This is a genomic window from Sulfitobacter sp. NFXS29 (genome assembly GCF_040148765.1).
Classification (GTDB): domain Bacteria; phylum Pseudomonadota; class Alphaproteobacteria; order Rhodobacterales; family Rhodobacteraceae; genus Sulfitobacter.
This window is the reverse complement of sequence record NZ_JAGDED010000002.1, coordinates 171,222-193,413: the sequence shown is the minus strand read 5'-3', so window position 1 is coordinate 193,413 and position 22,192 is coordinate 171,222. Positions and strand designations below refer to the sequence as shown.

The window sequence follows — 22,192 nt, the reverse complement described above, 5'->3', positions numbered from 1 at the left end:
CATAAGGCGACGCGCAAATGGATCATTTTCTCTACAAAGACGGTGTGTTGCACGCCGAAGACGTAAGCTTGGCCGAGATCGCTGCCGCTGTCGGCACGCCGGTCTACGTCTATTCCACCGCGACGCTGCTGCGCCATTTCCACCTGTTCGACGAAGCGCTTTCGGGCATGGATCATCTGGTCTGCTACGCGATGAAAGCCAATTCGAACCAAGCCGTGTTGCGCACGCTGGCGCAGGCGGGCGCGGGGATGGATGTGGTCTCGGGCGGGGAATACCGCCGCGCCAAGGCGGCTGGCGTGCCGGGCGACAAGATCGTCTTTTCCGGCGTCGGCAAAACCCGCGAAGAGATTGAATTGGCGCTGACGGGCGGCATTCGCCAGTTCAACGTCGAGAGCGAGCCGGAGATGATCCTGCTTGATATCGTGGCGCGTGAATTGGGCAAGGTCGCGCCGATCACCATCCGCGTGAACCCCGATGTCGATGCGAAAACCCACGCCAAGATTGCCACCGGCAAAAGCGAAAACAAGTTCGGCATCCCCATCGCCCGCGCCCGCGAGGTCTATGCCATGGCGGCCAATCTGCCGGGCTTGGAGATCGTCGGCATCGACGTGCATATCGGCAGCCAACTCACCGACCTTGCCCCCTTTGAGCAGGCCTATGGCAAGGTCGCGGAACTGACTGAAGTGCTGCGTGCCGATGGTCATAACATCCGACGGCTGGACCTTGGCGGCGGTTTGGGCATTCCTTACGAGCGTTCCAATTCCGCCCCGCCATTGCCGACGGATTACGGCGCGATGGTACAGCGCACGCTAGGGCATCTGGGCTGCGAGGTCGAGATCGAGCCGGGCCGTTTGATCGCGGGCAACGCGGGCGTTTTGGTCAGCGAAGTGATCTACCTGAAATCCGGCGAGGGCCGTGATTTCCTGATCCTTGATGCCGCGATGAACGACCTGATCCGCCCGGCGATGTATGACGCATGGCATGACATCGTGCCGCTGAATGAACCCGCGCCGGGGGCCGAGCCGCGCCCGGTCGATATCGTCGGCCCGGTTTGCGAATCCGGCGATACCTTTGCTAAGCAGCGGATGATGCCAGTGCTGGGGTCCGGTGATCTGGTGGCCTTCCGCTCTGCCGGAGCCTACGGCGCGGTGATGAGCAGCGAGTATAATTCGCGCCCCCTGATCCCCGAGGTTTTGGTTAATGGCGATCAATTCGCGGTTATCCGCCCACGGCCAAGCTTTGACGAAATGATAAACCGCGATACCATCCCTGAATGGCTTTGACGGCATCCCGCCGCCGGGCCACCGGAGCGTGACGCATGGAAACATCCACTGACAAGACAGACGGGCTGCGCGTATTGCGCGGGCCATTGCGGCTGACTTGGGCGGGGATGCTGGCCGAGGCGCTGGTGCAGGCGCTCTGGCCGATGCTGGCGTTGGCGCTGGCAGTGTTCGCGGCGCTGATGATGGGGGTGCAGGACGGTCTAGTCGGTGATCTGCTTTGGGGTGGGCTTGCCGCTGTGGGCCTTGGGTTTCTCGGCACATTGGTGTTTGCGCTGCGGCGTTTTCGGGTGCCTTCACGCGCCGATGCGTTGGCGCGGCTGGATGCTAGCCTGCCGGGACGGCCCATTCGGGCGCTGTTGGACGATCAGGCAATCGGCGCGGGTGATGCGGCGTCGGCGGCGGTCTGGAAGGCCCATCAGAAACGGATGGCGGCACGGGCGGCGGCAGCCAAGCCGGTGAAGGGCGATCTGCGTGTCTCGCTGGCCGACCCCTATGCGCTGCGCTACGTGGCGCTGCTGGCGTTCACTGTGGCGCTGGTCTTTGGTTCGGTCTGGCGGCTGGGTGAGGTGACGCAACTGACCCCCGGCGGCGCGGACGGCGCGCTGGCCTCTGGTCCGGTTTGGGAAGGCTGGGCCGAACCGCCGCGCCATACGGGCAAGCCGACACTTTATTTGAATGATCTCGAGGCCGGACCGCTCTCGCTCCCGGCGGGGACGCTAATCACCCTACAGCTTTACGGCGAGGTTGGCGAGTTGACCGTAGAGGAAAGTGTTTCGGGCCGTGATGCCGAGCCGGGCGCGGAAACGGCGCAGGATTTCACCCTGCGCCAAAGCGGAGAGATCGCCATCGAAGGGCCGGGCGCGCGGGCATGGCAGATCACAATGCTGCCCGACGCCGCCCCGCAAATTGAGCGGCAAGGCGCGCCCGAGGTTACAGCCCTGGGCGAGATGAGCCTGCCTTTTATCGCGCGGGATGATTACGGCGTCGAAGCGGGGGAGGCGCGGATCAGCCTTGATCTGGCCTCCGTCGACCGGCGCTATGGGTTGGCGACCGGCCCTGACACACGGCCCGAGATCGTCGTGCCGCTGCCCATGCCGATCACCGGTGACCGGCGCGATTTTGAAGAGAGCTTGATCGAGAATTTCTCGAAGCACCCTTGGGCCAATCTGCCGGTATCTCTAGAGCTTTCCGTGCTCGACGCCGCCGAACAGCAAGCCGCGACCGAGGTGAGCCAGTTGACCCTGCCGGGGCGGCGCTTTTTCGATCCCGCGGCGGCAGCAGTCATTGAGATGCGCCGCGATCTTTTGTGGTCCCGCGCGAATGCGCCGCGCATCGCGCAGGTGCTTCGCGCCGTGACCTACGCGCCGGGGGAGGACCTGCGTTCGGATGTGACGGTTCTGCGGCTCAAGCAACTGATCCGTCGTCTGGAAATCCGCGCGCGCTATGGGCTGGACGAAGAGGTCCGGACCGAGATGGCCGAAGACCTTTGGGCGCTGGCGATTGAGTTGGAGGAGGGCGTGTTGGCCGATGCGCTGGCGCGGATGCGCCGGGCGCAGGATCGGCTGAATGAGGCGATGAAGAACGGTGCCTCCTCGGCTGAAATTGCCGAGCTGATGGAGGAGCTGCGCCGCGCTACCGAAGAGTATCTGGAGCAACTCCAGCGCCAACAGGCGCAGGAAGGCGAAGGCGAAGGCCAGCAGCCTGAAGGCGAGTCCATGCAGATGACCCAAGACGATCTGCAACGCATGATGGACCGCATTCAGGAGTTGATGGAGCAAGGCCGCATGGCCGAGGCTGCAGAGGCGCTGCGTCAGCTGCAGGAAATGATGGAGAACATGCGCGTCACCCAAGGTCAGCCCGGCGAGGGCGGCAATTCACCGGGTGAGCAGGCGATGGAGGGGCTTTCGGAAACGCTGCGCGAGCAGCAGGGGCTGAGCGATCAGGCCTTCCGCGACTTGCAAGAGCAGTTCAACCCCGGCACCGGGGCGGGCGAGAATGAAGGCAACGAAGGCCGTAATGGTGGTCAGGGGCGCGGTCAGAGCCATGAGGGCCAGCAGGGGCAGGGCGGCCAATCCGGCGAAGAGGGTGCCGAAGAAGGGCTGGCCGGGCGTCAGCAAGCGTTGCGCGATGAGTTGCGCCGTCAGGAAGGCCGTCTGCCGGGGCAAGGCACGCCCGAGGGGGATGCCGCGCGCGAGGCGCTGGACCGCGCCGGAGAGGCGATGGACCGCGCCGGCGACGCCCTGCGCCGCGATGAGTTGGCCGAGGCGATCGACAATCAGGCGCAAGCCATGGAGGCGCTGCGCGAAGGGATGCGGTCGCTTGGTGATGCGATGGAGCAAGAACAGGGCGAGGGCCGGCCCGGTCAAGGCACCGCCGAAGGCGGCCGCCGGGCCGAGGCGCGCGATCCGCTGGGACGCGAGCAGGGGGGCAATGGGGCCAATAGCTCAGACGCGCCGCTGGCACAGGGGCCAGACGATCAGGGCCGCGCGCGGCGTCTGCTGGACGAAATCCGCCGCCGCTCGGGCGAGGCGGAGCGGCCCGAAGTTGAACGCGATTACCTCAACAGACTGTTGGATCGGTTTTAACCGGAGTCAGCTCTGCGACTGGGTCGCCACGGTGTCGAGCCAGACCAGCAGGTCTTGCAACTGCCCGTCCAACCAAATCCGCGCGTCGTCCATCCATGCCACATAGGATGACAGGTAAGGATCGGCCTGAGGTAAGGATTGCGCAATCTGCGGCGCATAGACATAGACCGCCGCCAAGATGGCCGCCAAGGCAATCATCATGGTGAAGCCGCGCATGAACCCGCCCGATTTGCGCGTTTTTTCAGGGCGGTCGAGCGCGGCGGTGGGCGTCGGCCCCGCCTGCTGGCCCTGCGTGCGGTCGTGGCGCAGGGTGGAGTTGATCTCTTCGATATCGGGCAGCAGATCCCGGCGCGACGCGCTGCCGTAGGCGTCAGTCTCGCTTTCGGGAACCGGCTCTCCGCGCATTTTGGCCATGCGCAGACGGGCTTCATGGGCGCGGCGGGCGTCTTCGTCCTCGGGCACTTGGTCATCTTCGGCGATGTCGGGACGGGGGGCTTGTTTGGGCGCGGGACGGGGCGCGTCGTCAAGACCGAGGTCCGGCTGGCTTTCCAACGGCTCTGACGGACGGCGACGCCGGGCTTCCTGCTCTGCCGCGGCCTCCTGACGCAGGATTTCCGCGATGGCAGGGTCGAGCGAGCGTCTGACGGGCGCGGCGGCGAGGGCCGGGCGCGCGTTTTCCTCCTCCGGCGCGAAGGTAGCGTTTTCCAAGGCGTCTTTTTCAGAAGCGCCGTCTTCGAAGTCGTCCTCCTCAAATGCGCCCTTTTCAAATCTGTCGTCTTCGAAGCCCTCGTCCTCATAATCCTCATCCCCGAAGGGCTGGAGATCAGGCAGGCTATTGGCCGCAGACTGCTCTTCGCCGGTGTCATCCGACGCGCGTTGCTTCATATGCATCACGTCGTCATCGAAATCCGGGTCGTCGAATTCACTGTCGTCCTGTTCGGGCGCATTGTCGGGATGATACTGAAACCAAGTCTGCCCGCAGTTGGAACATTGCACGTCCCGCCCTGCCAACGGCATCACCTCATCGGGGACTTCGTATTGCGCGTCGCAGTTGGGGCAGATCAGCCGCATGGTCATTCCTGGGTTCGTTCGGTGCTCTCGGATCGTAACGGACAGCATATGTCCTAGAATAACGTAGGAAAAGTGATATCTGGGCAGGGTGCGGGGGTTCTGAGTGATTGAATCCTTTCCGGTGCTGAGGCACAACAGGTCGAAGTGTTTTAAGGTGGTTGCGTGATAGAGCTCGAAAATGTGGCCTACAGCTATGGCGGGGGCGAATTGCTGTCCGACATCACGCTGAAACTCGCCCCCGGATCGTTTCATTTCCTCACCGGCCCCTCGGGCGCGGGCAAGACCACCTTGATGAAGCTCTGCTACGGGGCCTTGCTGCCCACGGCGGGGCATCTGCGGATTTTTGGCACCGATGTGCGCGGGCTGGGCCGAGATGACATCGCACTGATGCGCCGCCGAGTTGGCGTGGTGCATCAAGACGTGAAATTCCTCGACCACCTGCCGTTGACCGAGAATATCGCCCTGCCGCTGAACGTCTCGGGCCGTCAGGCCGAGGCGGGGGGCACCGATCTAGAAGAACTGATGTCATGGGTCGGGCTCACCAACCGCGCCGAGGCTCTGCCGCCTGAGCTGTCGGGCGGGGAGCGGCAGCGGGCCGCCCTTGCCCGCGCGGTGATCATGTCCCCCGATGTGATCCTCGCCGATGAGCCGACGGGGAACATCGACTGGGAGATGTCGCAACGTCTGCTGCGTCTGTTGATCGAGTTGAACCGCATGGGCAAGACCGTGTTGATCGCCACCCATGATCTGGGCCTGATCCGCGCCACCAAGGCGCATGTGCAGGCCCGCGTGCTGCGCATCGCCAATCGGCGCATTCAATTGGCGGGGGCGGATTTGTGAGGCGGTTCGACATGGGCGCCCTGCGCGCGATTTTCAAAGGCGACAGGCAAGCGGACCGCGTGGTGCCGCCCTCGGGGTTCACGGCGCAGCTCACCTTGTTTGCTGCAGGCGCCATGGCGTTTTTGGCAGTCTTTGCGCTGGCGCTGTCGCTCGCCTCGGGCCGGTTGGCGCAGGTCTGGGGGCAGGAATTGGCGCAGTCGGCGACGGTGCGCATCGTGGCTCCGCTCGACCAACGCGCGGCCCAGACCGAGGCGGCGCTGAAGGTGTTGCAGACGACCAAGGGCGTGGCCTCGGCCCGCGCGCTGACGGATGCCGAACAGGAAGAACTGCTTGCCCCATGGTTTGGCCCGGAACTGGCGATGGAGAGCTTGCCGGTGCCGCGTTTGATCGAAGTGGTTGAGGAAGGCGAGGGGCTTGACCCGGTGGGCCTGCGCCTGCGTCTCTCTGCCGAAGTGCCGGGCGCGGTGCTGGATGACCACAGCCGCTGGCGCGCGCCGCTGGTTGCGGCGGCAAGCCGGTTGCGGCTGCTGGGCTGGATTTCGACCCTGCTGATCGGGGCTGCGGTGGCGGCCATGGTGACATTGGCCGCGCAGGCGGCATTGGCCGCCAATGCGCAGGTGATCGCGGTGCTGCGGCTGGTGGGGGCGACCGATGGCTATATCGCCCGAGCTTTCATTCGGCGCTTTACCCTGCGCGCGCTTTTGGGTGCGGCGGCGGGCACGGTGCTTGGCATGGTGGCGGTCGTTCTGTTGCCCGATGCCGGCGAGGCGGGCGGTTTCCTGACCGGCTTGGGCTTTCGCGGCTGGCACTGGGTGGTGCCGCTTATGGTGCCGATCTTGGTCGGGGCGGTTGCCTTTGCCGCCACCGGGGCTGCGGCCCGGCGTACGTTGAGGGAACTGACATGAAGCTGCTGCAATGGGTCCGGTCGATCCTCTATATCGTGCAGGTGACCGTGGCGATGCCGGTGCTCGGGTTGGCCTTTGCGCCTTGGGCGATGTTTTCGAAACGCGGGGCCTATCGGGCCTGCAAGACCTATGCCGCTTGGGCCATGTGGTCGGCCCGCTGGCTGATCGGGCTGCGCTGCGAGGTGCGTGGCACGGTACCGGATGGTGAAGTTTTGGTGGCCGCAAAACACCAATCGTTTTTGGATATCTTGATGATCTTTCACGCCTTGCCGCGTGCAAAATTCATTATGAAACGCGAGGTGCTTTGGACCCCGGTGATTGGCCAATACGCCAAACGGATGGGCATGATTGCCGTCAACCGTGGCAAGCGCGGGCAGGCGATTACCAAGATGATGGCCGACGTGAACGCCGGTCGGGTCGAGCCGGGGCAGTTGGTGATCTATTCCCAAGGCACCCGCGTCGCACCGGGCCTCAGCGCGCCCTACAAGGTCGGCACGGCGGTGCTTTACGACCAGATGGGGCAGGTTTGTGTGCCGGTAGCGACCAACGCGGGCCACTTCTGGCCGCGCCGGGGGCTCTACCGCAAGCCGGGTTTGGCTGTCGTGGAGTTTCTAGAGCCGATTGAGCCGGGGCTGGAAAAGCGAAGCTTTATGGCGCGGTTGGAGGAAGAGGTCGAGAGCCGTTCGAACGCCTTGCTGCATGAAGCTGGGTGGCGGCCTGTGGAGGCCGGGTAGTTCTGATCAGCCGGCGGTCGCTTTTAAACGAAATCCTATCAAAATGTGCCACCCCGCGGGTCGGCGCTGCCCTTCGTGTTTTTAAGCTACGCCGAAGCGCCCGCTGAAGCGACGGCTTCACGGGGTTCGATCTTCGGTCTCTGGAAGCCGTTAAAGTGGCGGCGCCGCCGTGGGGAGGTGGAAAAGACAGGCGTCACCCTGCATGTCTCTACGTAGGAACATGACCCCGAGGGGCCTTATCTTCCGTAACTGTCGCGACGGGGAAAAGTTGTAGGGCAGGGACATAAACAGCCAGTTGTCCCACCGTGCGCGCCCTGCGCAACGAAAAGGGGCGGACCCATGGCCCGCCCCGCATCGCTTACATGTGGATCGCCCCATCGCCGCAGGCCAACGCAGCTTCGCGCACCGCTTCGGAGTAGGTCGGGTGCGCGTGGCAGGTCATCGCCAAATCCTGCGCCGAGGCGCCGAATTCCATCGCCACGCAGACCTCATGGATCAGGTCGCCCGCGCCGGGGCCGATGATGTGGCAGCCCAAGATGCGGTCGGTTTCCTTGTCGGCGATCAGCTTCACAAAACCGTCGCCGGCAAAGACCGCCTTAGCCCGGGCGTTGCCCATGAAGGAGAACTTGCCGACCTTATAAGCCCGGCCCGCGTCCTTAAGCGTCGCCTCGGTCTCGCCGACGCTGGCGACCTCGGGATGGGTGTAGATCACGCCGGGGATCACGCCGTAGTTCACGTGGCCATGTTTACCCGCGATCACCTCTGCGGCGGCCATGCCCTCGTCCTCGGCTTTGTGCGCCAACATGGGGCCTTCGATAACGTCGCCGATGGCATAGACGCCTTTGACGGAGGTTTCCCAATGCTCATTCACGGCGATCTGACCGCGCTCGGTCATTTTGACGCCCAAATCATCTAGACCCATGCCTTTGATAACGGGCTTGCGGCCAGTGGCGACGAGCACGGTGTCGGCCTCGATCTCATGCTCGCTATCGTCTTTGCGAAGCTTATAGCTGACCGTGGCCTTGCCCTTGGCGACTTCGGTCTTTTGCACGGCGGCGCCCATGACGAAGTTGATGCCTTGCTTTTTCAGCATCCGCTGGAAGGTTTTTTGCACCTCAGGGTCCATGCCCGGCGTGATCGCGTCGAGGTATTCAACGACGGTGATCTCGGTCCCCAGACGCGCGTAAACGCTGCCCAGTTCCAGCCCGATGACGCCCGCACCGATCACGACCATCTTCTTGGGGATTTTGCCCAGTTCCAACGCCCCGGTGGAGGTGACGACGGTTTTCTCGTCGACTTCGACGCCGGGCAGGCCCGCAGGCTCGGAACCGCTGGCGATGATGATGTTCTTGGCCTCATGGACCTCATCACCGACCTTGACCTTGCCCGCTTCCGGCACCGATCCCCAACCCTTGAGCCAGTCGATCTTGTTCTTTTTGAACAGGAATTCGATGCCCTTTGTGTTGGTCTCGATCGTCTTGTCTTTGTAGGTCAGCATCTGCTTCCAATCGACGGTCGGCGCTTTGGCCTTCAGACCCATCTCTTCGAAGTTATGCTCGGCCTCGTGCAACATATGCGTGGCGTGCAGCAGCGCCTTGGAGGGGATGCAGCCCACGTTGAGGCAGGTGCCGCCAAGGGTCTCACGGCCCTCCACACAGGCGGTTTTCAGGCCCAGTTGCGCGCAACGGATGGCGGCAACATAGCCGCCGGGGCCGGAGCCGATCACGATGACATCATAGCTCGACATGGGGGGTCTCCTTAGCAGTCGGGTGTTACAGGCAAGGTAGGAGGCGCGGTTTTCAGGTGCAAGCGCCGCTGCCTGCGGGTGTTGGGGAAAGGGTTAAATAAGGGCCGCCAGCAGCATCAACATGGTTGCGGCAAAACCGATGATCCAGATGAGCGACCGATGCGGGCGCAGGCCGAGCGCATAGGCGGGAACATAGAGCACGCGGGCAATGAGATAGACCCAAGCGCAGGCGGCAGTGAAAGCGGTGTTCTGCGCCGACATCTGCACCACGCCCACGGCAATGCCGAAAAGGATCAGCCCCTCGAAATGGTTGTCCAACGCGCGGCCCAGACGGGCGGTGCGGTCCGACAGCGCGCGGCTGGGCTCACGGTCCCGCGCCGACATGGTGTAGCCGGGGCCAATCTCGCGGTTTGCAGGCACGGCGTAGAGCACGAATTGCATCCCTTGCAGCAGGGCCGCAAGAGTCAGGACGGTGAGTTCGACGCTCATGCGGATTTCACGAAATAGGCGGTGGAGCCGGTCACGGTGCCCTTGTCATCGCTGCTGAGGGCGTTGGAGCGCTTGAGCCAGTCGTCGGCCTTCTTGCGGTCGTTCACATCAAGCAGGACGGAAGCCTTGGTGCTGCTGTCGGCGTGTTTCCAGATTTGCAGCACCGAAAGCCCTGCGTTCCGCCGCGCCTCGGCATCGGCGTCAAAGGCGTCTTTCCAAGCGGTGTAATCGGTAACGTCGAAGTGGCAGATCATCTGCATGGGAGTGCCTTTCAGAGCGCGTGGAAATAGAGAACGGCGGTGGCGGCATAGCCCGCGAGCCATGCCAGCGTGCGGATCGTCGGCACGCCAAGGGCGTAGACGATGACGTAGATGATGCGTGCGAGCAAGAAGACCTGCGCGGCCAGCAGCGTGGCGCTGTTATTGCGGCCAAGCATCTCAACTAGCAACACGGCAGGCGCGAAAAGCGCCATGGCCACGACGGAGTTATCAACCGCGCGGCCCAGACGGGCGGTCATGCCGGTGGTGGTCCGCGTCTCGTCCCGCGAGGACATCAGGTAGCCCATCGACAACTGCCGGGTCGCGCCCAGCACTTGCAGCAGGATTGTCAGCATGACCAGAAGGCCATAGGCGGCAAGGAGGGTTGTTTCGGTCATGGTCTGGCCCTTTCAGTTGGTAGGATGCCCTACCCGGTCTGCGGGTATATAGGGCGGGGGTCTCCCCCCGCCCATGATATCACAGATCCATCAACAGACGGCGCGGATCTTCGAGCATCTCTTTGACGCGGACGAGGAAGGTCACAGCGCCCTTGCCGTCGATGATCCGGTGGTCGTAGCTGAGCGAGATATACATCATTGGACGGATCACGACTTCGCCGTTGATCGCCATCGGACGGTCCTGAATTTTCGCCATGCCGAGGATACCGGACTGTGGCGGGTTCAGGATCGGCGCGGTCATCAGCGAGCCGTAGACGCCACCGTTGGAGATGGTGAAGGTCCCGCCGGTCATGTCGGCCATGGTCAGCTTGCCGTCACGGGCCTTTTTGCCCATGGCGTTCACGGCCTTTTCGATCTCGGCGAATGACATCGCGTCGGCGTCTTTGATCACCGGCACCACAAGGCCCGTGGGCGTGCCCGCGGCGACACCCATGTGGACGTAGTTCTTGTAGATGATGTCGGTGCCGTCAATCTCGGCGTTGACCTCTGGGATTTCCTTCAGGGCGTGGCAGCAGGCCTTGGTGAAGAAGGACATGAAGCCCATGCGGACGCCGTGTTTCTTTTCAAAATCAGCCTTGTAGGTGTTCCGCAGCTCCATCACCTCGGTCATGTCGACCTCGTTGAAGGTAGTCAGGATCGCGGCGGTGTTTTGGGCTTCCTTGAGACGACGCGCCATGGTCTGCTTGAGGCGGGTCATTTTGACCCGCTCTTCGCGCGACGCGTCATCGGGGGAGGAAGCGGCGCGCGGTGCTGCGGGCTTGGCATCGGCCTTGGGCGCGGCGGAGGTGCCAGCGGCGATCGCCTTGGCCACGTCTTCTTTCATCACCCGGCCATCGCGGCCAGAGCCTGTGACCTGATCGCGGCTGATGCCAGCTTCGGCCATGGCTTTCTTGGCCGAAGGTGCGTCTTCGACGTCTTTGCCATCGGCGGATTTGGTCTCGGGCGCGGCACCGGCACCGGAATTCGCGTCTTCGCCCTTGGGGGCGGCAGCGCCCGCGCCGGTGGTCAGAACGGCCAGCGTGGCTGAGGCTTCAACCGTGCTGCCTTCTTCGGCAAAGATTTCGGCCAAGACACCGGCAGCGGGGGCGGGGACTTCGACGCTGACTTTGTCGGTCTCCAACTCGCAGAGCATTTCATCGGCTTCGACCTTGTCGCCGACCTTTTTGAACCAAGTGCTTACGGTCGCTTCGGTCACCGACTCACCCAAGGTGGGCACCTGCACGTCGATGCTTTCGCCTTCGCGGGCGGCGACTTCGGTGGCGCCTGCGTCGATGGCTTTGGGCGCATCGCCGCCACGGTCGGACTGGGAGGCGGCACCGGGGTCTTCGGCGGCTTCTTTGGCTTTGGGCGCTGCGGCAGAGCCAATGTCGCCTTCGCTGACGTTGGCCAGCAGGGCGTCGACGCCAACGGTGTCGCCTTCTTGGGCCACGATCTCGCTCAGGGTGCCTGCGACGGGGCTGGGCACTTCGACGGTGACCTTGTCGGTTTCCAGCTCGCAGAGCATTTCATCCACCGCGACGGTATCGCCGGGCTTTTTGAACCATGTGGCAACGGTGGCTTCGGTGACGGATTCGCCCAGCGTGGGTACGCGTACTTCGCTTGTCATGGTCTTAGTTTCCTTTGATGGTCAGCGCCTCGTCGACGAGGGCGGCTTGTTGTGCTTTGTGCTGGCTGGCCAGACCCGTTGCGGGCGAGGCCGAAGTGGCGCGGCCCACATAGGAGGCGCGGCCGTGTTTCGCGTCGATGCGGCCCAGAACCCATTCGATGTTGGGCTCGATGAAGGACCATGCACCTTGGTTCTTGGGCTCTTCTTGGCACCAGATCATTTCGGCTCCTTTGAAACGCTCCAACTCTCTGACCGCGGATTGCGCGGGGAAGGGGTAGAACTGTTCGAACCGCAGGATGTAGACATCGTCGATGCCACGGGCGTCGCGCTCTTCCAGCAGGTCGTAATAAACCTTGCCCGAGCACATCACCACGCGCTTGATCTTGTCATCCGCGACCAATTTGGTGTCGGAGTTGCCTTTCTGCGCGTCATCCCAGAGCACCCGGTGGAAGCTCGACCCGGTGGTGAATTCATCGGCCTTGCTGACCGCGAGCTTGTGGCGCAGGAGCGACTTGGGGGTCATCAACATCAGCGGCTTGCGGTAGCTGCGGTGCAGCTGGCGGCGCAGGATGTGGAAGTAGTTGGCGGGCGTGGTGCAGTTCGCCACGATCCAGTTGTCGCCGCCGCACATGGTCAGGAAACGCTCCAGACGGGCAGAGGAGTGCTCTGGCCCCTGACCTTCATAGCCATGCGGCATCAGGCAAACGAGGCCGGACATGCGCAGCCATTTGCTTTCACCTGACGAGATGAACTGGTCAAACATGATCTGCGCGCCGTTGGCGAAGTCACCGAATTGCGCCTCCCAGAGCGTCAGCGCGTTGGGTTCGGCGAGGCTGTAGCCATATTCAAAGCCCAGCACCGCATATTCGCTGAGCATTGAGTCGATGACCTCATACTCGGCCTGACCCTCACGGATGTGGTTCAGCGGGTAGTAACGGTCTTCGTTGTCTTGGTTGACGAAGGCCGAGTGACGCTGGCTGAAGGTGCCGCGCGTGCTGTCCTGACCCGAGAGGCGCACTTTGTAGCCCTCGGTCAGCAGAGAGCCAAAGGCCATCGCCTCAGCCGTGGCCCAGTCAAAGCCCTCACCGCTTTCGAACATCTGCTTTTTCGCTTCGAGCAGACGCCCGATGGTCTTGTGCAGCGGGAATTTGTCCGGCGCGGTGGTGATCGCCTTGCCGACGTCTTGCAGTGTTTCAGGCGCGATGGCGGTTTTACCGCGCTGGTAGGACTTGTTCTTTTTGTCCATGCCGGACCACTTGCCGTCCAGCCAGTCGGCCTTGTTCGGGCGGTAGTCCTTACCGGCCTCGAACTCATCTCCCAGATGGTTCTGGAAGGCGGTCTTCATGTCTTCGATCTCACCCTCGGGGATCAGACCGTCGGCCACCAGACGTTGGGTATAAAGGCTCAGCGTGGTCTTCTGTTTTTTGACGCTCTTGTACATCACCGGGTTGGTGAACATCGGCTCATCGCCTTCGTTGTGACCAAAGCGGCGGTAGCAGAAGATGTCGATGACCACGTCCTTGTGGAACTTCTGACGGAACTCTGTCGCCACGCGGGCGGCGTGCACGACTGCTTCGGGGTCATCGCCGTTAACGTGGAAGATCGGCGCCTCGACCACCAGTGCGTTGTCGGTGGGATAGGGCGAAGAGCGCGAGAAATGCGGCGCGGTGGTGAAACCAATCTGGTTGTTCACCACGATATGCATGGTGCCGCCGGTCTTGTGGCCTTTGAGACCCGAGAGCGCGAAACATTCCGCCACGACGCCTTGGCCAGCAAAGGCCGCATCGCCGTGCAGCAGAATTGGCATGACGGCGGTGCGGTCTTTGTCGTTCAGCTGGTCCTGCTTGGCGCGGACCTTGCCCAGCACGACGGGGTTCACCGCCTCAAGGTGCGAGGGGTTGGCGGTCAGCGACAGGTGAACGGAATTGCCGTCAAACTCACGGTCCGAGGACGCGCCGAGGTGGTATTTCACATCGCCCGACCCATCCACATCGTCAGGTTTAAAGCTACCGCCTTGGAATTCGTTAAAGATCGCGCGGTAGGGTTTTTGCATCACGTTGGCGAGCACCGACAGGCGGCCCCGGTGGGGCATGCCGATAACGATGTCTTTGACGCCCAACTGGCCGCCGCGCTTGATGATCTGCTCCATCGCGGGAACAAGGCTTTCGCCGCCATCGAGGCCGAAACGCTTGGTGCCCATGTATTTCACATGCAGGAACTTCTCAAAGCCCTCGGCCTCGACCAGTTTGCTCAGGATCGCCTTGCGGCCTTCCTTGGTAAAGGCGATTTCCTTGCCGTAGCCTTCGATCCGCTCTTTCAACCAACCGGCCTGCTCGGGGTCGGAGATATGCATGTATTGCAGCGCGAAGGTGCCACAGTAGGTCGAGCGGACGATGCCGACGATCTGCTTCATTGTCGCGACTTCGAGGCCCAGCACGTTGTCGATAAATATCGGGCGGTCCATGTCGGCATCGGTGAAACCGTAGGATTTCGGGTCAAGCTCGGGCTGGTTGCCCATGTCGCGCATGCCCAAGGGGTCGAGTTGCGCGGCAAGGTGCCCGCGGATGCGGTAGGCGCGGATCAGCATAAGCGCGCGGATGCTGTCGAGCACGGCGGCGCGGATTTGGTCATCCGAGACGGCAACGCCCTTTTCCTCGGCCTTCTTCTTGATCTTGTCGCCAGCGGCTTTCGCCTCGGTCGGTTCGGGCCAGACGCCGGTCAGCGCGCCCATCACCTCGCTTTGGGGGGCGGGGGGCCAATCGGGCCGCGCCCAAGAGGGGCCTGCGGCCTCGGCCTGTGCGGTTTCGGCGTCATCGCCCATCGCCGCAAAAAACGTCTGCCATGCCTCGTCGACCGTGTTGGGGTCGTTGGCATAGCGGGCGTACATCGCCTCAAGATATTCCGCGTTTTCGCCTTCCATGAAGGAAGAGGCGTGGAACTGTTCGTTGGCGGGTTGGTCGGTCATTGGGTCACCTTTGTTCGGCGGGGCAGACGGGACAGGGTCAGAATCAGGGTCGGTCTATAGTCAGGCCCGGGGCGGGGGGCCATAGGTATTGAGGGCGGGGTCGCGCGGGCCATCTAAGGCCGCCGGTTCGGGCGTTTGCCCAAGGGCCAGCGCCACGCGGGGGCGGGAGGGAGTGAGCGCGGTCTGAATGTGCATCTTACCCTCCTTCGCAAGCGGGCGGCGCCGGGTGGTTCTTTTCAAGACCCCGCAAAACGTAGTGCTTTGCAGAGTGGGTCAATGGGCGGGCCAAGGCCCGCCCGGCGGGCATCAGCCCTTCTCGATCGCTTCTTTGACCGCTTCGCCCAGTGTCGCGGGGCTGTCGGCCACAACGATACCGGCTTCTTTCATCGCTTCGATCTTGCTCTCCGCGTCGCCTTTGCCACCGGCGACAATCGCGCCTGCGTGGCCCATGCGGCGGCCGGGAGGGGCCGTACGGCCTGCGATGAAGCCAGCGGTGGGCTTCCAACGGCCCTTCTTCTTCTCATCGGCGAGGAACTGTGCCGCTTCCTCTTCGGCGGAGCCGCCGATTTCGCCGATCATGATGATCGACTGGGTCTCGGGGTCGGCAAGGAACATTTCCAGCACGTCGATATGCTCGGTCCCTTTGATGGGGTCGCCACCGATGCCCACGGCAGAGGACTGGCCAAGGCCCATGTCGGTGGTCTGCTTGACCGCCTCATAAGTCAGCGTGCCGGAGCGCGACACAACGCCAACCGAACCGCGCCGGTGGATGTGGCCGGGCATAATGCCGATTTTGCAGGCGTCTGGCGTGATGACACCGGGGCAGTTCGGGCCGATCAGGCGGGATTTGGAGCCTTCGAGCGCGCGGGCAACGCGGGCCATGTCCAGAACCGGGATGCCTTCGGTGATGCAGACGATCAGTTCCATCTCGGCGTCGATCGCTTCAAGGATCGAATCCGCTGCGAAGGGGGGCGGGACGTAGATCACGGAGGCATTGGCCTCGGTCACGTGCTTGGCTTCGTGGACGGAGTTGAACACGGGCAGGTCGAGGTGCGTCTGACCGCCTTTGCCGGGCGTGACGCCGCCAACCATCTTGGTGCCATAGGCAATGGCCTGTTCGGTGTGGAACGTCCCCTGCGAGCCGGTCAGACCCTGACAGATGACTTTGGTGTTTTCGTTGACTAGTACGGCCATGATTTCTTCCTTGGTCGGTGATGTTTAATCCCGGGGGCGGGCCCCGGGGGCGTCAGGCGCGATGCGCCCGGTTGGTGGGATGCGCCGTGGTCGGCGCGGGGCCGGGCCACAGCAGGATGGCGGCGAGGAACATGACCGGGATGCCAAGCTCCCCGATCTCCTCGACGACGAAAGCGGTGCGTTCGGCATCGGCGGAAATCTCGATCCCCAAGGGGGCGAGTTTGCGCGCGATGCCGTCGAGCAGTTTGTAAGCGACGGTGAAACCGATCCCCAGCAGGACGGCCCCGGCCCATGCACGACCGTGCCAGAGGCCCGAAAGATAGGGCCGGGCGTGACGCCAGAGCATGAGGAAAATCGCGGTGACGATCGACGCAAGGATCAGGGCGGCGATCAGCCGTTCGGCCAGCGGGACGCCCTCACCGGTATATTGCCGCGCTTTGAACAGGCCGCGGGTGAAAAGGCTTTTGTCGAGGTCCAACTCACGCGCCGCCATGACCGCCAGCACCAGCGGCAGATACCAGACCCGCAGCACCGCGCCGCGCAGTGTCCAGACCAGCGCCACAATGCAGAGGAGGTAGCCCACGACCGAAAGGTTTTCGTAAAAACCGCCTTCGGCCAGCAGGGTGGTTTGCGTGGCGACCGGGAGGGCGTTCACGACCACCATCTGCACGGCAAAAGCCACGATGAGGGCGAGGATCAGCCACCAGCCGATGCGAGAAGAAGAGAGCGCCCGCGTCATAGGCCCGCCTTTTGCGCAGCGCGGTCGCGCTTGGCCGCTTGGGGCATAAGGGGAGCGGACGACAGGACAGGCATCAGTAAAGCTGCTCATCTTGATCAGCCAGCAGATCCAGCAGTCGCAGGGTCAGCAGGCCCGCGCCCATGATCATTAGGCTGCGGCCAATGGAGCCGGTGAGGTTCGACGGCAGGATCATCGCCAGCCCGTTGCGCGACTTGCGCGCGGCGCGCCGCAGACCGCGGTCGCGGCGGTGATGGTTGGCAGGCTCAGGCAGACGCAGGGCGTTGGGTTGCCATTGCCGGATCAGAATGCCGGCCCCCAATAGCGCAATGCCCGTCAAGACGGGGGAGGATTTGGGAGATTGATCCATACTGACCTCATTGCTCATCGGGGCATCATTGGGTTGGCGCGGCGCTGCGTCGTCGCATTTGCCCCTGCCGCACGGGGGCGGCAAGAACGGTGATATCGGCCACCCCCGACCGGCGCGAAAGCCGTGCGGGGATGGCCGGGGAAGGGCTTAGCCTTTGACCGCTTTCACGATCTTCTGTGCGCCATCTTTCAGGTCGTCGGCGGCGATGACATCAAGACCGGAGTTGTTGATGATCGCTTTGCCTTCTTCGACGTTGGTGCCCTCAAGGCGAACAACCAGCGGCACTTTCAGACCGACTTCTTTCACCGCAGCGACAACGCCCTCGGCGATGACGTCACAGCGCATGATGCCGCCGAAGATGTTCACGAGGATGCCTTTGACGTTCTCGTCGGAGGTGATGATCTTGAAAGCTTCGGTGACTTTCTCTTTGGTCGCACCGCCGCCCACGTCGAGGAAGTTGGCAGGCTCGGCACCGTAGAGTTTGATGATGTCCATCGTCGCCATCGCAAGACCCGCACCGTTCACCATGCAGCCGATCTCACCGTCGAGCGCGATGTAGTTCAGGTCATACTTGGAGGCTTCGAGTTCCTTGGAGTCTTCCTCGGTCTCGTCGCGCAGGTTGGCGATGTCGGGCTGGCGATACATGGCGTTGCCGTCAAAGCCGACTTTCGCGTCGAGCACTTTCAGGTCGTTGCCGGGCATGACGATCAGCGGGTTGATCTCAAGCATCTCCATGTCTTTGTCAACGAAGGCTTGGTAAAGCTGACCCATCAGTTTGACGCACTGCTTGACTGCCGTGCCTTCCAGACCCAGCGAAAAGGCAACGCGGCGGCCGTGGTAGGGCTGGTAGCCGGTGGCCGGATCGACAGAGAAGCTGAGGATTTTTTCGGGTGTCGCTTCGGCGACCTCTTCGATGTCCATGCCGCCTTCGGTGGAGCAGACAAAGGAGATGCGGCTGGTCTGGCGGTCAACCAGCAGGGCGAGGTACAATTCACGCTCAATGTCGGAACCGTCTTCGATGTAGATGCGGTTGACCTGCTTACCTGCGGGGCCGGTCTGGTGCGTGACCAGCGTTTTGCCCAGCATCTTTTTGGCTTCTTCAGCGGCTTCTTCCACGGATTTGGCAAGGCGCACACCGCCCTTTTCGCCAGCGGCGGCTTCTTTGAAGCTGCCTTTGCCGCGACCGCCTGCGTGGATCTGCGCTTTGACAACCCAAAGCGGTCCGTCCATTTCGCCGGCTGCGTTCTTGGCATCTTCTGCCTTCAGCACAACGCGGCCGTCGGAGACAGGGGCGCCATAGCTGCGCAGGAGGGCTTTTGCCTGATATTCGTGGATGTTCATGAAAACGGTCCCGTTTCTGTTCCAGTTGCCCCGTAGTATGGGGATGACTTTCGTTCCTGTAAGGGTTTTTTCGGAGAAAGCCGGGATTGACCAGCTAAAAATGCGTTTTGTGATCACACGATAAATACGTGTGATCACAAATGCGCTCAACGGCTCCGAATCGGCTGATTTTTGCTTGTATTGCGGGGGATAGCTGGCCCGACCGAAGGGGCGGACCAGCGTTTTAGCGGGGCATGAGCGCCCAGTAATCTAGGTCAAGCAGAACCTCGGGGCGGTATTTGCCCGCCGCGTCACGCAATTCAAACGGCGCGCCGCCTTTGGTCGCGACCAGCCGCAAACGCACAGCGCCAACACCGGGGGCAGAGGTCTCGGCTTTGTCGAGCACTTCGGACCAGGCGCGAATGGTATCACCGGCAAGGCAGGGGTTGGCATGGGCCCCGCCGTTGAGGCCTACGACCATCTGCGCATTGGCCAGCCCGTTGAAGGATAGCGCCCGCGCCATGGAGATCACGTGACCGCCATAGATCAGCCGCGACCCATCCGGGCGGGCGGAGGTGTCGAAATGCACTTTGGCCGTGTTCTGCCACAGGCGGGTGGCCATCATGTGCTCGGCCTCTTCGATCGTGACGCCGTCAACGTGGTCGATCTTTTCACCCACGGCGTAGTCGCCCCAGCGGTGCGGCTCTCCGGCTTGGGCGAAGTCGTAGTTGGAGAAGTCGAGACCCTGCGGGATGTGCAATTGATCCACGCTCAGCGCATCGGGCAGGTCGGGCACTGTGGTCTCGGGCGCGGGGGCGTCGATATCGCCTTTGCGGACCATCACCCAGCGGACATAGTCGAGCACCTTTTCGTCATGCTGGTTCAACCCGGTGGTGCGGACCCAGACGACGCCAGTCTTGCCGTTGGAGTTTTGCTTGAGGCCGATGACCTCACTTTCCGCGCGCAGCGTGTCACCGGGCCAGACGGGCCGCAGCCAGCGGCCTTGGGCATAGCCCAGATTGGCCACGGCATTGAGCGAGACATCGGGCACGGTTTTCCCAAAGACGATGTGAAAGGCGATCATATCGTCGAGCGGGCTGGCCTTCAGCCCGCAGGACTGTGCGAAACTATCGGCGGAATAAAGCGCGTGCCGCGCGGGGTAGAGCGCGTGATAGAGCGCGCGTTCGCCCGCGCCGACGGTGCGGGGCACCGCGTGATGCAGCACCTCGCCCAGTTGGTAGTCTTCGAAAAAGCGGCCGCGGTTGGTTTTGCTCATCACTGCTCGCCCAGTTTGGTGTCGGGCGAATAGGTGCCGGGGGCGTCTTTCACCACCGCTTGGCCGCAGCGCATGACACCGGCCTTGTGGTCCCATGTCTGGGTCGGGGTGCCGTAAAGCTCCCAGCCTTTGTTCAGCGCGTCGGTGACCTTGTGGCAAAAGGCGGATGTGTCTTCTTCGGAGAGGAAGCGGTAAACTTTCATGGAAGGCTCCGGGTCAATGAGGGAAGGGAATAACGCCGAGCCATGCGTGAATGCCGGCGACGAGGACAAAGAGGATCGTGGAGATCACGATGAGACGGATATAGGTGGCGCGGCCTGCGTGGGGCGGGGGCGTCCAGCCCGGCTCGGCCCGGTTGATGAGGATTACTTCGCTCACCGCCCAGCCAAGCATGGTGCCGAAGAGCAGGATCGAGGCGAGATCACCGTTCACCAGTAGGTGTGCAGTGGCCCAGATTTTCACGGCCAGCAGTTGCGGGTGGCGGGTTTTATAGGCGGGCCACGCTTTGGCCCCCTTGGCGGCGCTTGAGCCGAAGACCCAGAAGGCCAGCAGCATCAGAAGGTTGTTAAGGTGCGTCAGGAAACTCGGCGGGTTCCAGACCGGCATGAACTCCGCCGCGCGATAGCCCCAGATGATGAGGGCCAGCGCCACGACCAGTGCGGCGGCCACCGCGCCCCGGCCCGCGGTGCCCATCTGCGCCCGTTGGGCGGGCATCAGGCGTTTGAAAAGATGGGCGCCGATCCAAAGGATCAGGCCGAGGATGAGGATGGTCATGACGAGGGCTCCGGGCTCATGGCTGCAATTGCCGCCAGTTTTGCCAGTGTTTCGCGGGCGGTGGCAACATGCAGATTTTCCACGATCTTGCCATCGACGACCGCCACACCTTGGCCCGCCGCCTGTGCCTCTTCATAGGCGTCGATCTGACGGCGGGCGAGGGCGGCTTCGTCTTCGGATGGGGTGAAGGCGGCATTGGCGATGTCGAGCTGCGCGGGGTGGATCAGCGTCTTGCCGTCGAACCCCATGTCGCGGCCTTGATCGCATTCGGCGCGCAGCCCGTCTTCATCTTTAAACGCATTATACACTCCGTCGATGATCGCCACGCCATGGGCTTTGGCGGCCAGCAGGCAAAGGCCCAGCCCAGTGATCAGCGGCAGGCGGTCGGGGCGGAAGCGGGTTTGCAGATCTTTCGCCAGATCATTGGTGCCCATGACCATGGCCTGCAACTGGCGGTGTCCGGCGATGGCGGCGGCGTTGAGCATGGCACCGGGGGTTTCCATCATCGCCCAGAGCGGGATGTCGCCCATTATCTCGGTCAGCGCTTCGAGATCGGCGGGGGATCCGACCTTGGGCAAGAGAATCGCGTCGGGCTTCATCGCGGCGGCGGCACGGGCGTCATCGACGCCCCATTCGGTGTCCAGCCCGTTGATCCGCACTACCCGCATCCGTGCACCATAGCCGCCTGAAGCCAGCGCCTCAGCCAATGTTTCACGTGCGGCGACCTTTTCCTCGGGTGAGACGGCATCTTCGAGGTCGAAGATCACCGCGTCGCAGGCCAACCCCCGCGCTTTGTCGAGGGCGCGGGGCTTAGAGCCGGGGATGTAGAGAACGGAACGCAGCGGGCGGGTTGTGGCGGTCATGTAAGGCTCCTCGGGCAGGGCGACGCATTGGCCGCCTAACATTGTTGCGCACAGAGGGGCATTTTTGTGCGAAAACTTCAAGGCAAAATATGCCGCAATGCAGCGAACCCGTTGCGCCGTTTTGCGGGCGGCAGATTAACCAGTCCTTCAGGCTTGAGGCGCAGTCTTTTGCGCATCGCATCTGCTGCACCCTTTTGCAAAGCGGATGCAGTTATTTCAACCAAGGCTGCCTAAGGGCCGGTGCGAAAGACGCGCATTGCCATCCCCAAGGGTCACGCCGTTTGATGCAAAGGCAGATGCTATGTCAGGTTTTGTTAAATTTATCCATCTCGCGGCGCTCACCGCCGCCTCTGCAATCGTGCTGGCCACAACGACAGAAGCGCAGACCCCGCGCAATTGCGCACCCCGCGATCATGTGGTGCTGCGGCTGGCTGACGGTTATGGGGAGACGCGCCAGTCGATGGGGCTGGGCGGCGATAACGCGGTGATGGAGGTTTTCGCGTCAGATCAAACGGGCAGCTGGACGATCACGGTGACCGGGGTCAATGGGATCACCTGCCTGGTCGCCTCGGGGCAGGGGTTTGAGGCCTTGGCCGAAGCATTGCCAGCCAAGGGCGAAGACGCCTGAAAAGGGGCGATATTGACTGAACGCGCGGGCGGCCATTGGCCGCCTTTCCTGTGTCTGGGCCAAGGTGGCGCGATCTATTTATTTGCGTGGC

Annotated in this window: 22 protein-coding genes; 6 read left to right on the top strand and 16 right to left on the bottom strand. The window is 62.9% G+C overall.

The window, feature by feature from the left end; translation table 11 throughout:
• The first annotated feature begins 17 nt into the window (after positions 1-17).
• Both lysA and J3456_RS05755 read left to right on the top strand, forming a co-directional pair.
• Entirely contained in the window at positions 18-1,283 is a 1,266-nt protein-coding gene (lysA, locus tag J3456_RS05760) for a diaminopimelate decarboxylase (RefSeq protein WP_349579298.1), read from the top strand.
• Positions 1,284-1,318: 35 nt separating this feature from the next.
• Positions 1,319-3,868, top strand: a complete 2,550-nt coding sequence (locus tag J3456_RS05755; protein WP_349579297.1) for a DUF4175 domain-containing protein — start codon at positions 1,319-1,321, stop codon at positions 3,866-3,868.
• A 6-nt stretch (positions 3,869-3,874) separates the two neighbouring features.
• Here the strand turns inward: J3456_RS05755 and J3456_RS05750 are convergent, their stop codons facing one another.
• Positions 3,875-4,939, bottom strand: coding sequence for a zinc-ribbon domain-containing protein (locus tag J3456_RS05750; protein ID WP_349579296.1), 1,065 nt, complete (start codon positions 4,937-4,939; stop codon positions 3,875-3,877).
• A 162-nt stretch (positions 4,940-5,101) separates the two neighbouring features.
• Here J3456_RS05750 and J3456_RS05745 point away from each other — a divergent pair, with 162 nt between their 5' ends.
• Genes J3456_RS05745 through J3456_RS05735 form a run of 3 tightly spaced genes read left to right on the top strand, consistent with a single transcriptional unit; the run spans position 5,102 to position 7,418 of the window.
• Entirely contained in the window at positions 5,102-5,779 is a 678-nt protein-coding gene (locus J3456_RS05745; protein ID WP_349579295.1) for a cell division ATP-binding protein FtsE, read from the top strand.
• An 11-nt stretch (positions 5,780-5,790) separates the two neighbouring features.
• Positions 5,791-6,684: a cell division protein FtsX gene (locus J3456_RS05740; protein ID WP_349579294.1), complete on the top strand. Its 894-nt coding sequence runs from the start codon at positions 5,791-5,793 to the stop codon at positions 6,682-6,684.
• Positions 6,681-7,418 carry a lysophospholipid acyltransferase family protein gene (locus J3456_RS05735; protein ID WP_259948017.1) on the top strand — a complete coding sequence of 246 codons (738 nt, stop codon included), beginning with the start codon at positions 6,681-6,683 and terminating at the stop codon, positions 7,416-7,418. Before J3456_RS05740 ends, J3456_RS05735 begins: the two co-directional genes overlap by 4 nt.
• A gap of 358 nt (positions 7,419-7,776) precedes the next feature.
• On the opposite strand, the gene lpdA is transcribed toward J3456_RS05735, so the two are convergent.
• The 15 genes from lpdA to J3456_RS05660 form a co-directional block, all read right to left on the bottom strand.
• The gene (gene lpdA, locus J3456_RS05730) at positions 7,777-9,165 is read right to left on the bottom strand and encodes a dihydrolipoyl dehydrogenase (protein ID WP_349579293.1); all 1,389 of its coding nucleotides are present in this window, start codon (positions 9,163-9,165) and stop codon (positions 7,777-7,779) included.
• A gap of 93 nt (positions 9,166-9,258) precedes the next feature.
• On the bottom strand, positions 9,259-9,654 hold the full coding sequence (locus J3456_RS05725) for an MAPEG family protein (protein ID WP_349579291.1): 396 nt from the start codon (positions 9,652-9,654) through the stop codon (positions 9,259-9,261).
• A complete protein-coding gene (locus J3456_RS05720; RefSeq protein WP_349579290.1) occupies positions 9,651-9,914 on the bottom strand; it encodes a hypothetical protein in 264 nt (87 codons plus the stop codon). Before J3456_RS05720 ends, J3456_RS05725 begins: the two co-directional genes overlap by 4 nt.
• An 11-nt stretch (positions 9,915-9,925) precedes the next feature.
• Positions 9,926-10,309, bottom strand: a complete 384-nt coding sequence (locus tag J3456_RS05715) for an MAPEG family protein (RefSeq protein WP_243265310.1) — start codon at positions 10,307-10,309, stop codon at positions 9,926-9,928.
• A 79-nt stretch (positions 10,310-10,388) separates the two neighbouring features.
• Positions 10,389-11,975 carry a 2-oxoglutarate dehydrogenase complex dihydrolipoyllysine-residue succinyltransferase gene (gene odhB / locus J3456_RS05710; RefSeq protein WP_349579289.1) on the bottom strand — a complete coding sequence of 529 codons (1,587 nt, stop codon included), beginning with the start codon at positions 11,973-11,975 and terminating at the stop codon, positions 10,389-10,391.
• Positions 11,976-11,979: 4 nt separating this feature from the next.
• Positions 11,980-14,940, bottom strand: a complete 2,961-nt coding sequence (locus tag J3456_RS05705) for a 2-oxoglutarate dehydrogenase E1 component (protein ID WP_349579288.1) — start codon at positions 14,938-14,940, stop codon at positions 11,980-11,982.
• A 60-nt stretch (positions 14,941-15,000) separates the two neighbouring features.
• The gene (locus J3456_RS05700; protein WP_317389810.1) at positions 15,001-15,135 is read right to left on the bottom strand and encodes a hypothetical protein; all 135 of its coding nucleotides are present in this window, start codon (positions 15,133-15,135) and stop codon (positions 15,001-15,003) included.
• Between the two features lie 111 nt (positions 15,136-15,246).
• Entirely contained in the window at positions 15,247-16,134 is an 888-nt protein-coding gene (gene sucD / locus J3456_RS05695; RefSeq protein ID WP_349579287.1) for a succinate--CoA ligase subunit alpha, read from the bottom strand.
• A gap of 52 nt (positions 16,135-16,186) precedes the next feature.
• Positions 16,187-16,873: a hypothetical protein gene (locus J3456_RS05690; RefSeq protein ID WP_349579286.1), complete on the bottom strand. Its 687-nt coding sequence runs from the start codon at positions 16,871-16,873 to the stop codon at positions 16,187-16,189.
• A gap of 73 nt (positions 16,874-16,946) precedes the next feature.
• The gene (locus J3456_RS05685; RefSeq protein ID WP_269343722.1) at positions 16,947-17,240 is read right to left on the bottom strand and encodes a hypothetical protein; all 294 of its coding nucleotides are present in this window, start codon (positions 17,238-17,240) and stop codon (positions 16,947-16,949) included.
• A 147-nt stretch (positions 17,241-17,387) separates the two neighbouring features.
• A complete protein-coding gene (gene sucC / locus J3456_RS05680; RefSeq protein WP_067630482.1) occupies positions 17,388-18,581 on the bottom strand; it encodes an ADP-forming succinate--CoA ligase subunit beta in 1,194 nt (397 codons plus the stop codon).
• Between the two features lie 223 nt (positions 18,582-18,804).
• On the bottom strand, positions 18,805-19,836 hold the full coding sequence (locus J3456_RS05675) for a MaoC family dehydratase (RefSeq protein WP_349579285.1): 1,032 nt from the start codon (positions 19,834-19,836) through the stop codon (positions 18,805-18,807).
• The gene (locus J3456_RS05670) at positions 19,836-20,039 is read right to left on the bottom strand and encodes a DUF1737 domain-containing protein (protein WP_067630476.1); all 204 of its coding nucleotides are present in this window, start codon (positions 20,037-20,039) and stop codon (positions 19,836-19,838) included. Before J3456_RS05670 ends, J3456_RS05675 begins: the two co-directional genes overlap by 1 nt.
• Positions 20,040-20,052: 13 nt before the next feature.
• A complete protein-coding gene (locus J3456_RS05665; protein ID WP_349579284.1) occupies positions 20,053-20,610 on the bottom strand; it encodes an NnrU family protein in 558 nt (185 codons plus the stop codon).
• The gene (locus tag J3456_RS05660) at positions 20,607-21,473 is read right to left on the bottom strand and encodes an HpcH/HpaI aldolase/citrate lyase family protein (protein ID WP_349579283.1); all 867 of its coding nucleotides are present in this window, start codon (positions 21,471-21,473) and stop codon (positions 20,607-20,609) included. Before J3456_RS05660 ends, J3456_RS05665 begins: the two co-directional genes overlap by 4 nt.
• Positions 21,474-21,774: 301 nt before the next feature.
• Between J3456_RS05660 and J3456_RS05655 the strand changes: the two genes are divergently transcribed.
• Positions 21,775-22,101 carry a hypothetical protein gene (locus J3456_RS05655; protein ID WP_067630467.1) on the top strand — a complete coding sequence of 109 codons (327 nt, stop codon included), beginning with the start codon at positions 21,775-21,777 and terminating at the stop codon, positions 22,099-22,101.
• Positions 22,102-22,192: the final 91 nt, after the last annotated feature.

What these genes read in the sequence shown, in the direction of transcription:
- lysA (WP_349579298.1), top strand. Translation starts at nt 18, where the DNA reads ATGGATCATTTTCTCTACAAAGACGGTGTGTTGCACGCCGAAGACGTA.
- J3456_RS05755 (WP_349579297.1), top strand. Translation starts at nt 1,319, where the DNA reads ATGGAAACATCCACTGACAAGACAGACGGGCTGCGCGTATTGCGCGGG.
- J3456_RS05750 (WP_349579296.1), bottom strand. Translation starts at nt 4,939, where the DNA reads ATGCGGCTGATCTGCCCCAACTGCGACGCGCAATACGAAGTCCCCGAT.
- J3456_RS05740 (WP_349579294.1), top strand. Translation starts at nt 5,791, where the DNA reads ATGGGCGCCCTGCGCGCGATTTTCAAAGGCGACAGGCAAGCGGACCGC.
- J3456_RS05735 (WP_259948017.1), top strand. Translation starts at nt 6,681, where the DNA reads ATGAAGCTGCTGCAATGGGTCCGGTCGATCCTCTATATCGTGCAGGTG.
- lpdA (WP_349579293.1), bottom strand. Translation starts at nt 9,165, where the DNA reads ATGTCGAGCTATGATGTCATCGTGATCGGCTCCGGCCCCGGCGGCTAT.
- J3456_RS05725 (WP_349579291.1), bottom strand. Translation starts at nt 9,654, where the DNA reads ATGAGCGTCGAACTCACCGTCCTGACTCTTGCGGCCCTGCTGCAAGGG.
- J3456_RS05720 (WP_349579290.1), bottom strand. Translation starts at nt 9,914, where the DNA reads ATGCAGATGATCTGCCACTTCGACGTTACCGATTACACCGCTTGGAAA.
- J3456_RS05715 (WP_243265310.1), bottom strand. Translation starts at nt 10,309, where the DNA reads ATGACCGAAACAACCCTCCTTGCCGCCTATGGCCTTCTGGTCATGCTG.
- odhB (WP_349579289.1), bottom strand. Translation starts at nt 11,975, where the DNA reads ATGACAAGCGAAGTACGCGTACCCACGCTGGGCGAATCCGTCACCGAA.
- J3456_RS05705 (WP_349579288.1), bottom strand. Translation starts at nt 14,940, where the DNA reads ATGACCGACCAACCCGCCAACGAACAGTTCCACGCCTCTTCCTTCATG.
- J3456_RS05700 (WP_317389810.1), bottom strand. Translation starts at nt 15,135, where the DNA reads ATGCACATTCAGACCGCGCTCACTCCCTCCCGCCCCCGCGTGGCGCTG.
- sucD (WP_349579287.1), bottom strand. Translation starts at nt 16,134, where the DNA reads ATGGCCGTACTAGTCAACGAAAACACCAAAGTCATCTGTCAGGGTCTG.
- J3456_RS05690 (WP_349579286.1), bottom strand. Translation starts at nt 16,873, where the DNA reads ATGACGCGGGCGCTCTCTTCTTCTCGCATCGGCTGGTGGCTGATCCTC.
- J3456_RS05685 (WP_269343722.1), bottom strand. Translation starts at nt 17,240, where the DNA reads ATGGATCAATCTCCCAAATCCTCCCCCGTCTTGACGGGCATTGCGCTA.
- sucC (WP_067630482.1), bottom strand. Translation starts at nt 18,581, where the DNA reads ATGAACATCCACGAATATCAGGCAAAAGCCCTCCTGCGCAGCTATGGC.
- J3456_RS05675 (WP_349579285.1), bottom strand. Translation starts at nt 19,836, where the DNA reads ATGAGCAAAACCAACCGCGGCCGCTTTTTCGAAGACTACCAACTGGGC.
- J3456_RS05670 (WP_067630476.1), bottom strand. Translation starts at nt 20,039, where the DNA reads ATGAAAGTTTACCGCTTCCTCTCCGAAGAAGACACATCCGCCTTTTGC.
- J3456_RS05665 (WP_349579284.1), bottom strand. Translation starts at nt 20,610, where the DNA reads ATGACCATCCTCATCCTCGGCCTGATCCTTTGGATCGGCGCCCATCTT.
- J3456_RS05660 (WP_349579283.1), bottom strand. Translation starts at nt 21,473, where the DNA reads ATGACCGCCACAACCCGCCCGCTGCGTTCCGTTCTCTACATCCCCGGC.
- J3456_RS05655 (WP_067630467.1), top strand. Translation starts at nt 21,775, where the DNA reads ATGTCAGGTTTTGTTAAATTTATCCATCTCGCGGCGCTCACCGCCGCC.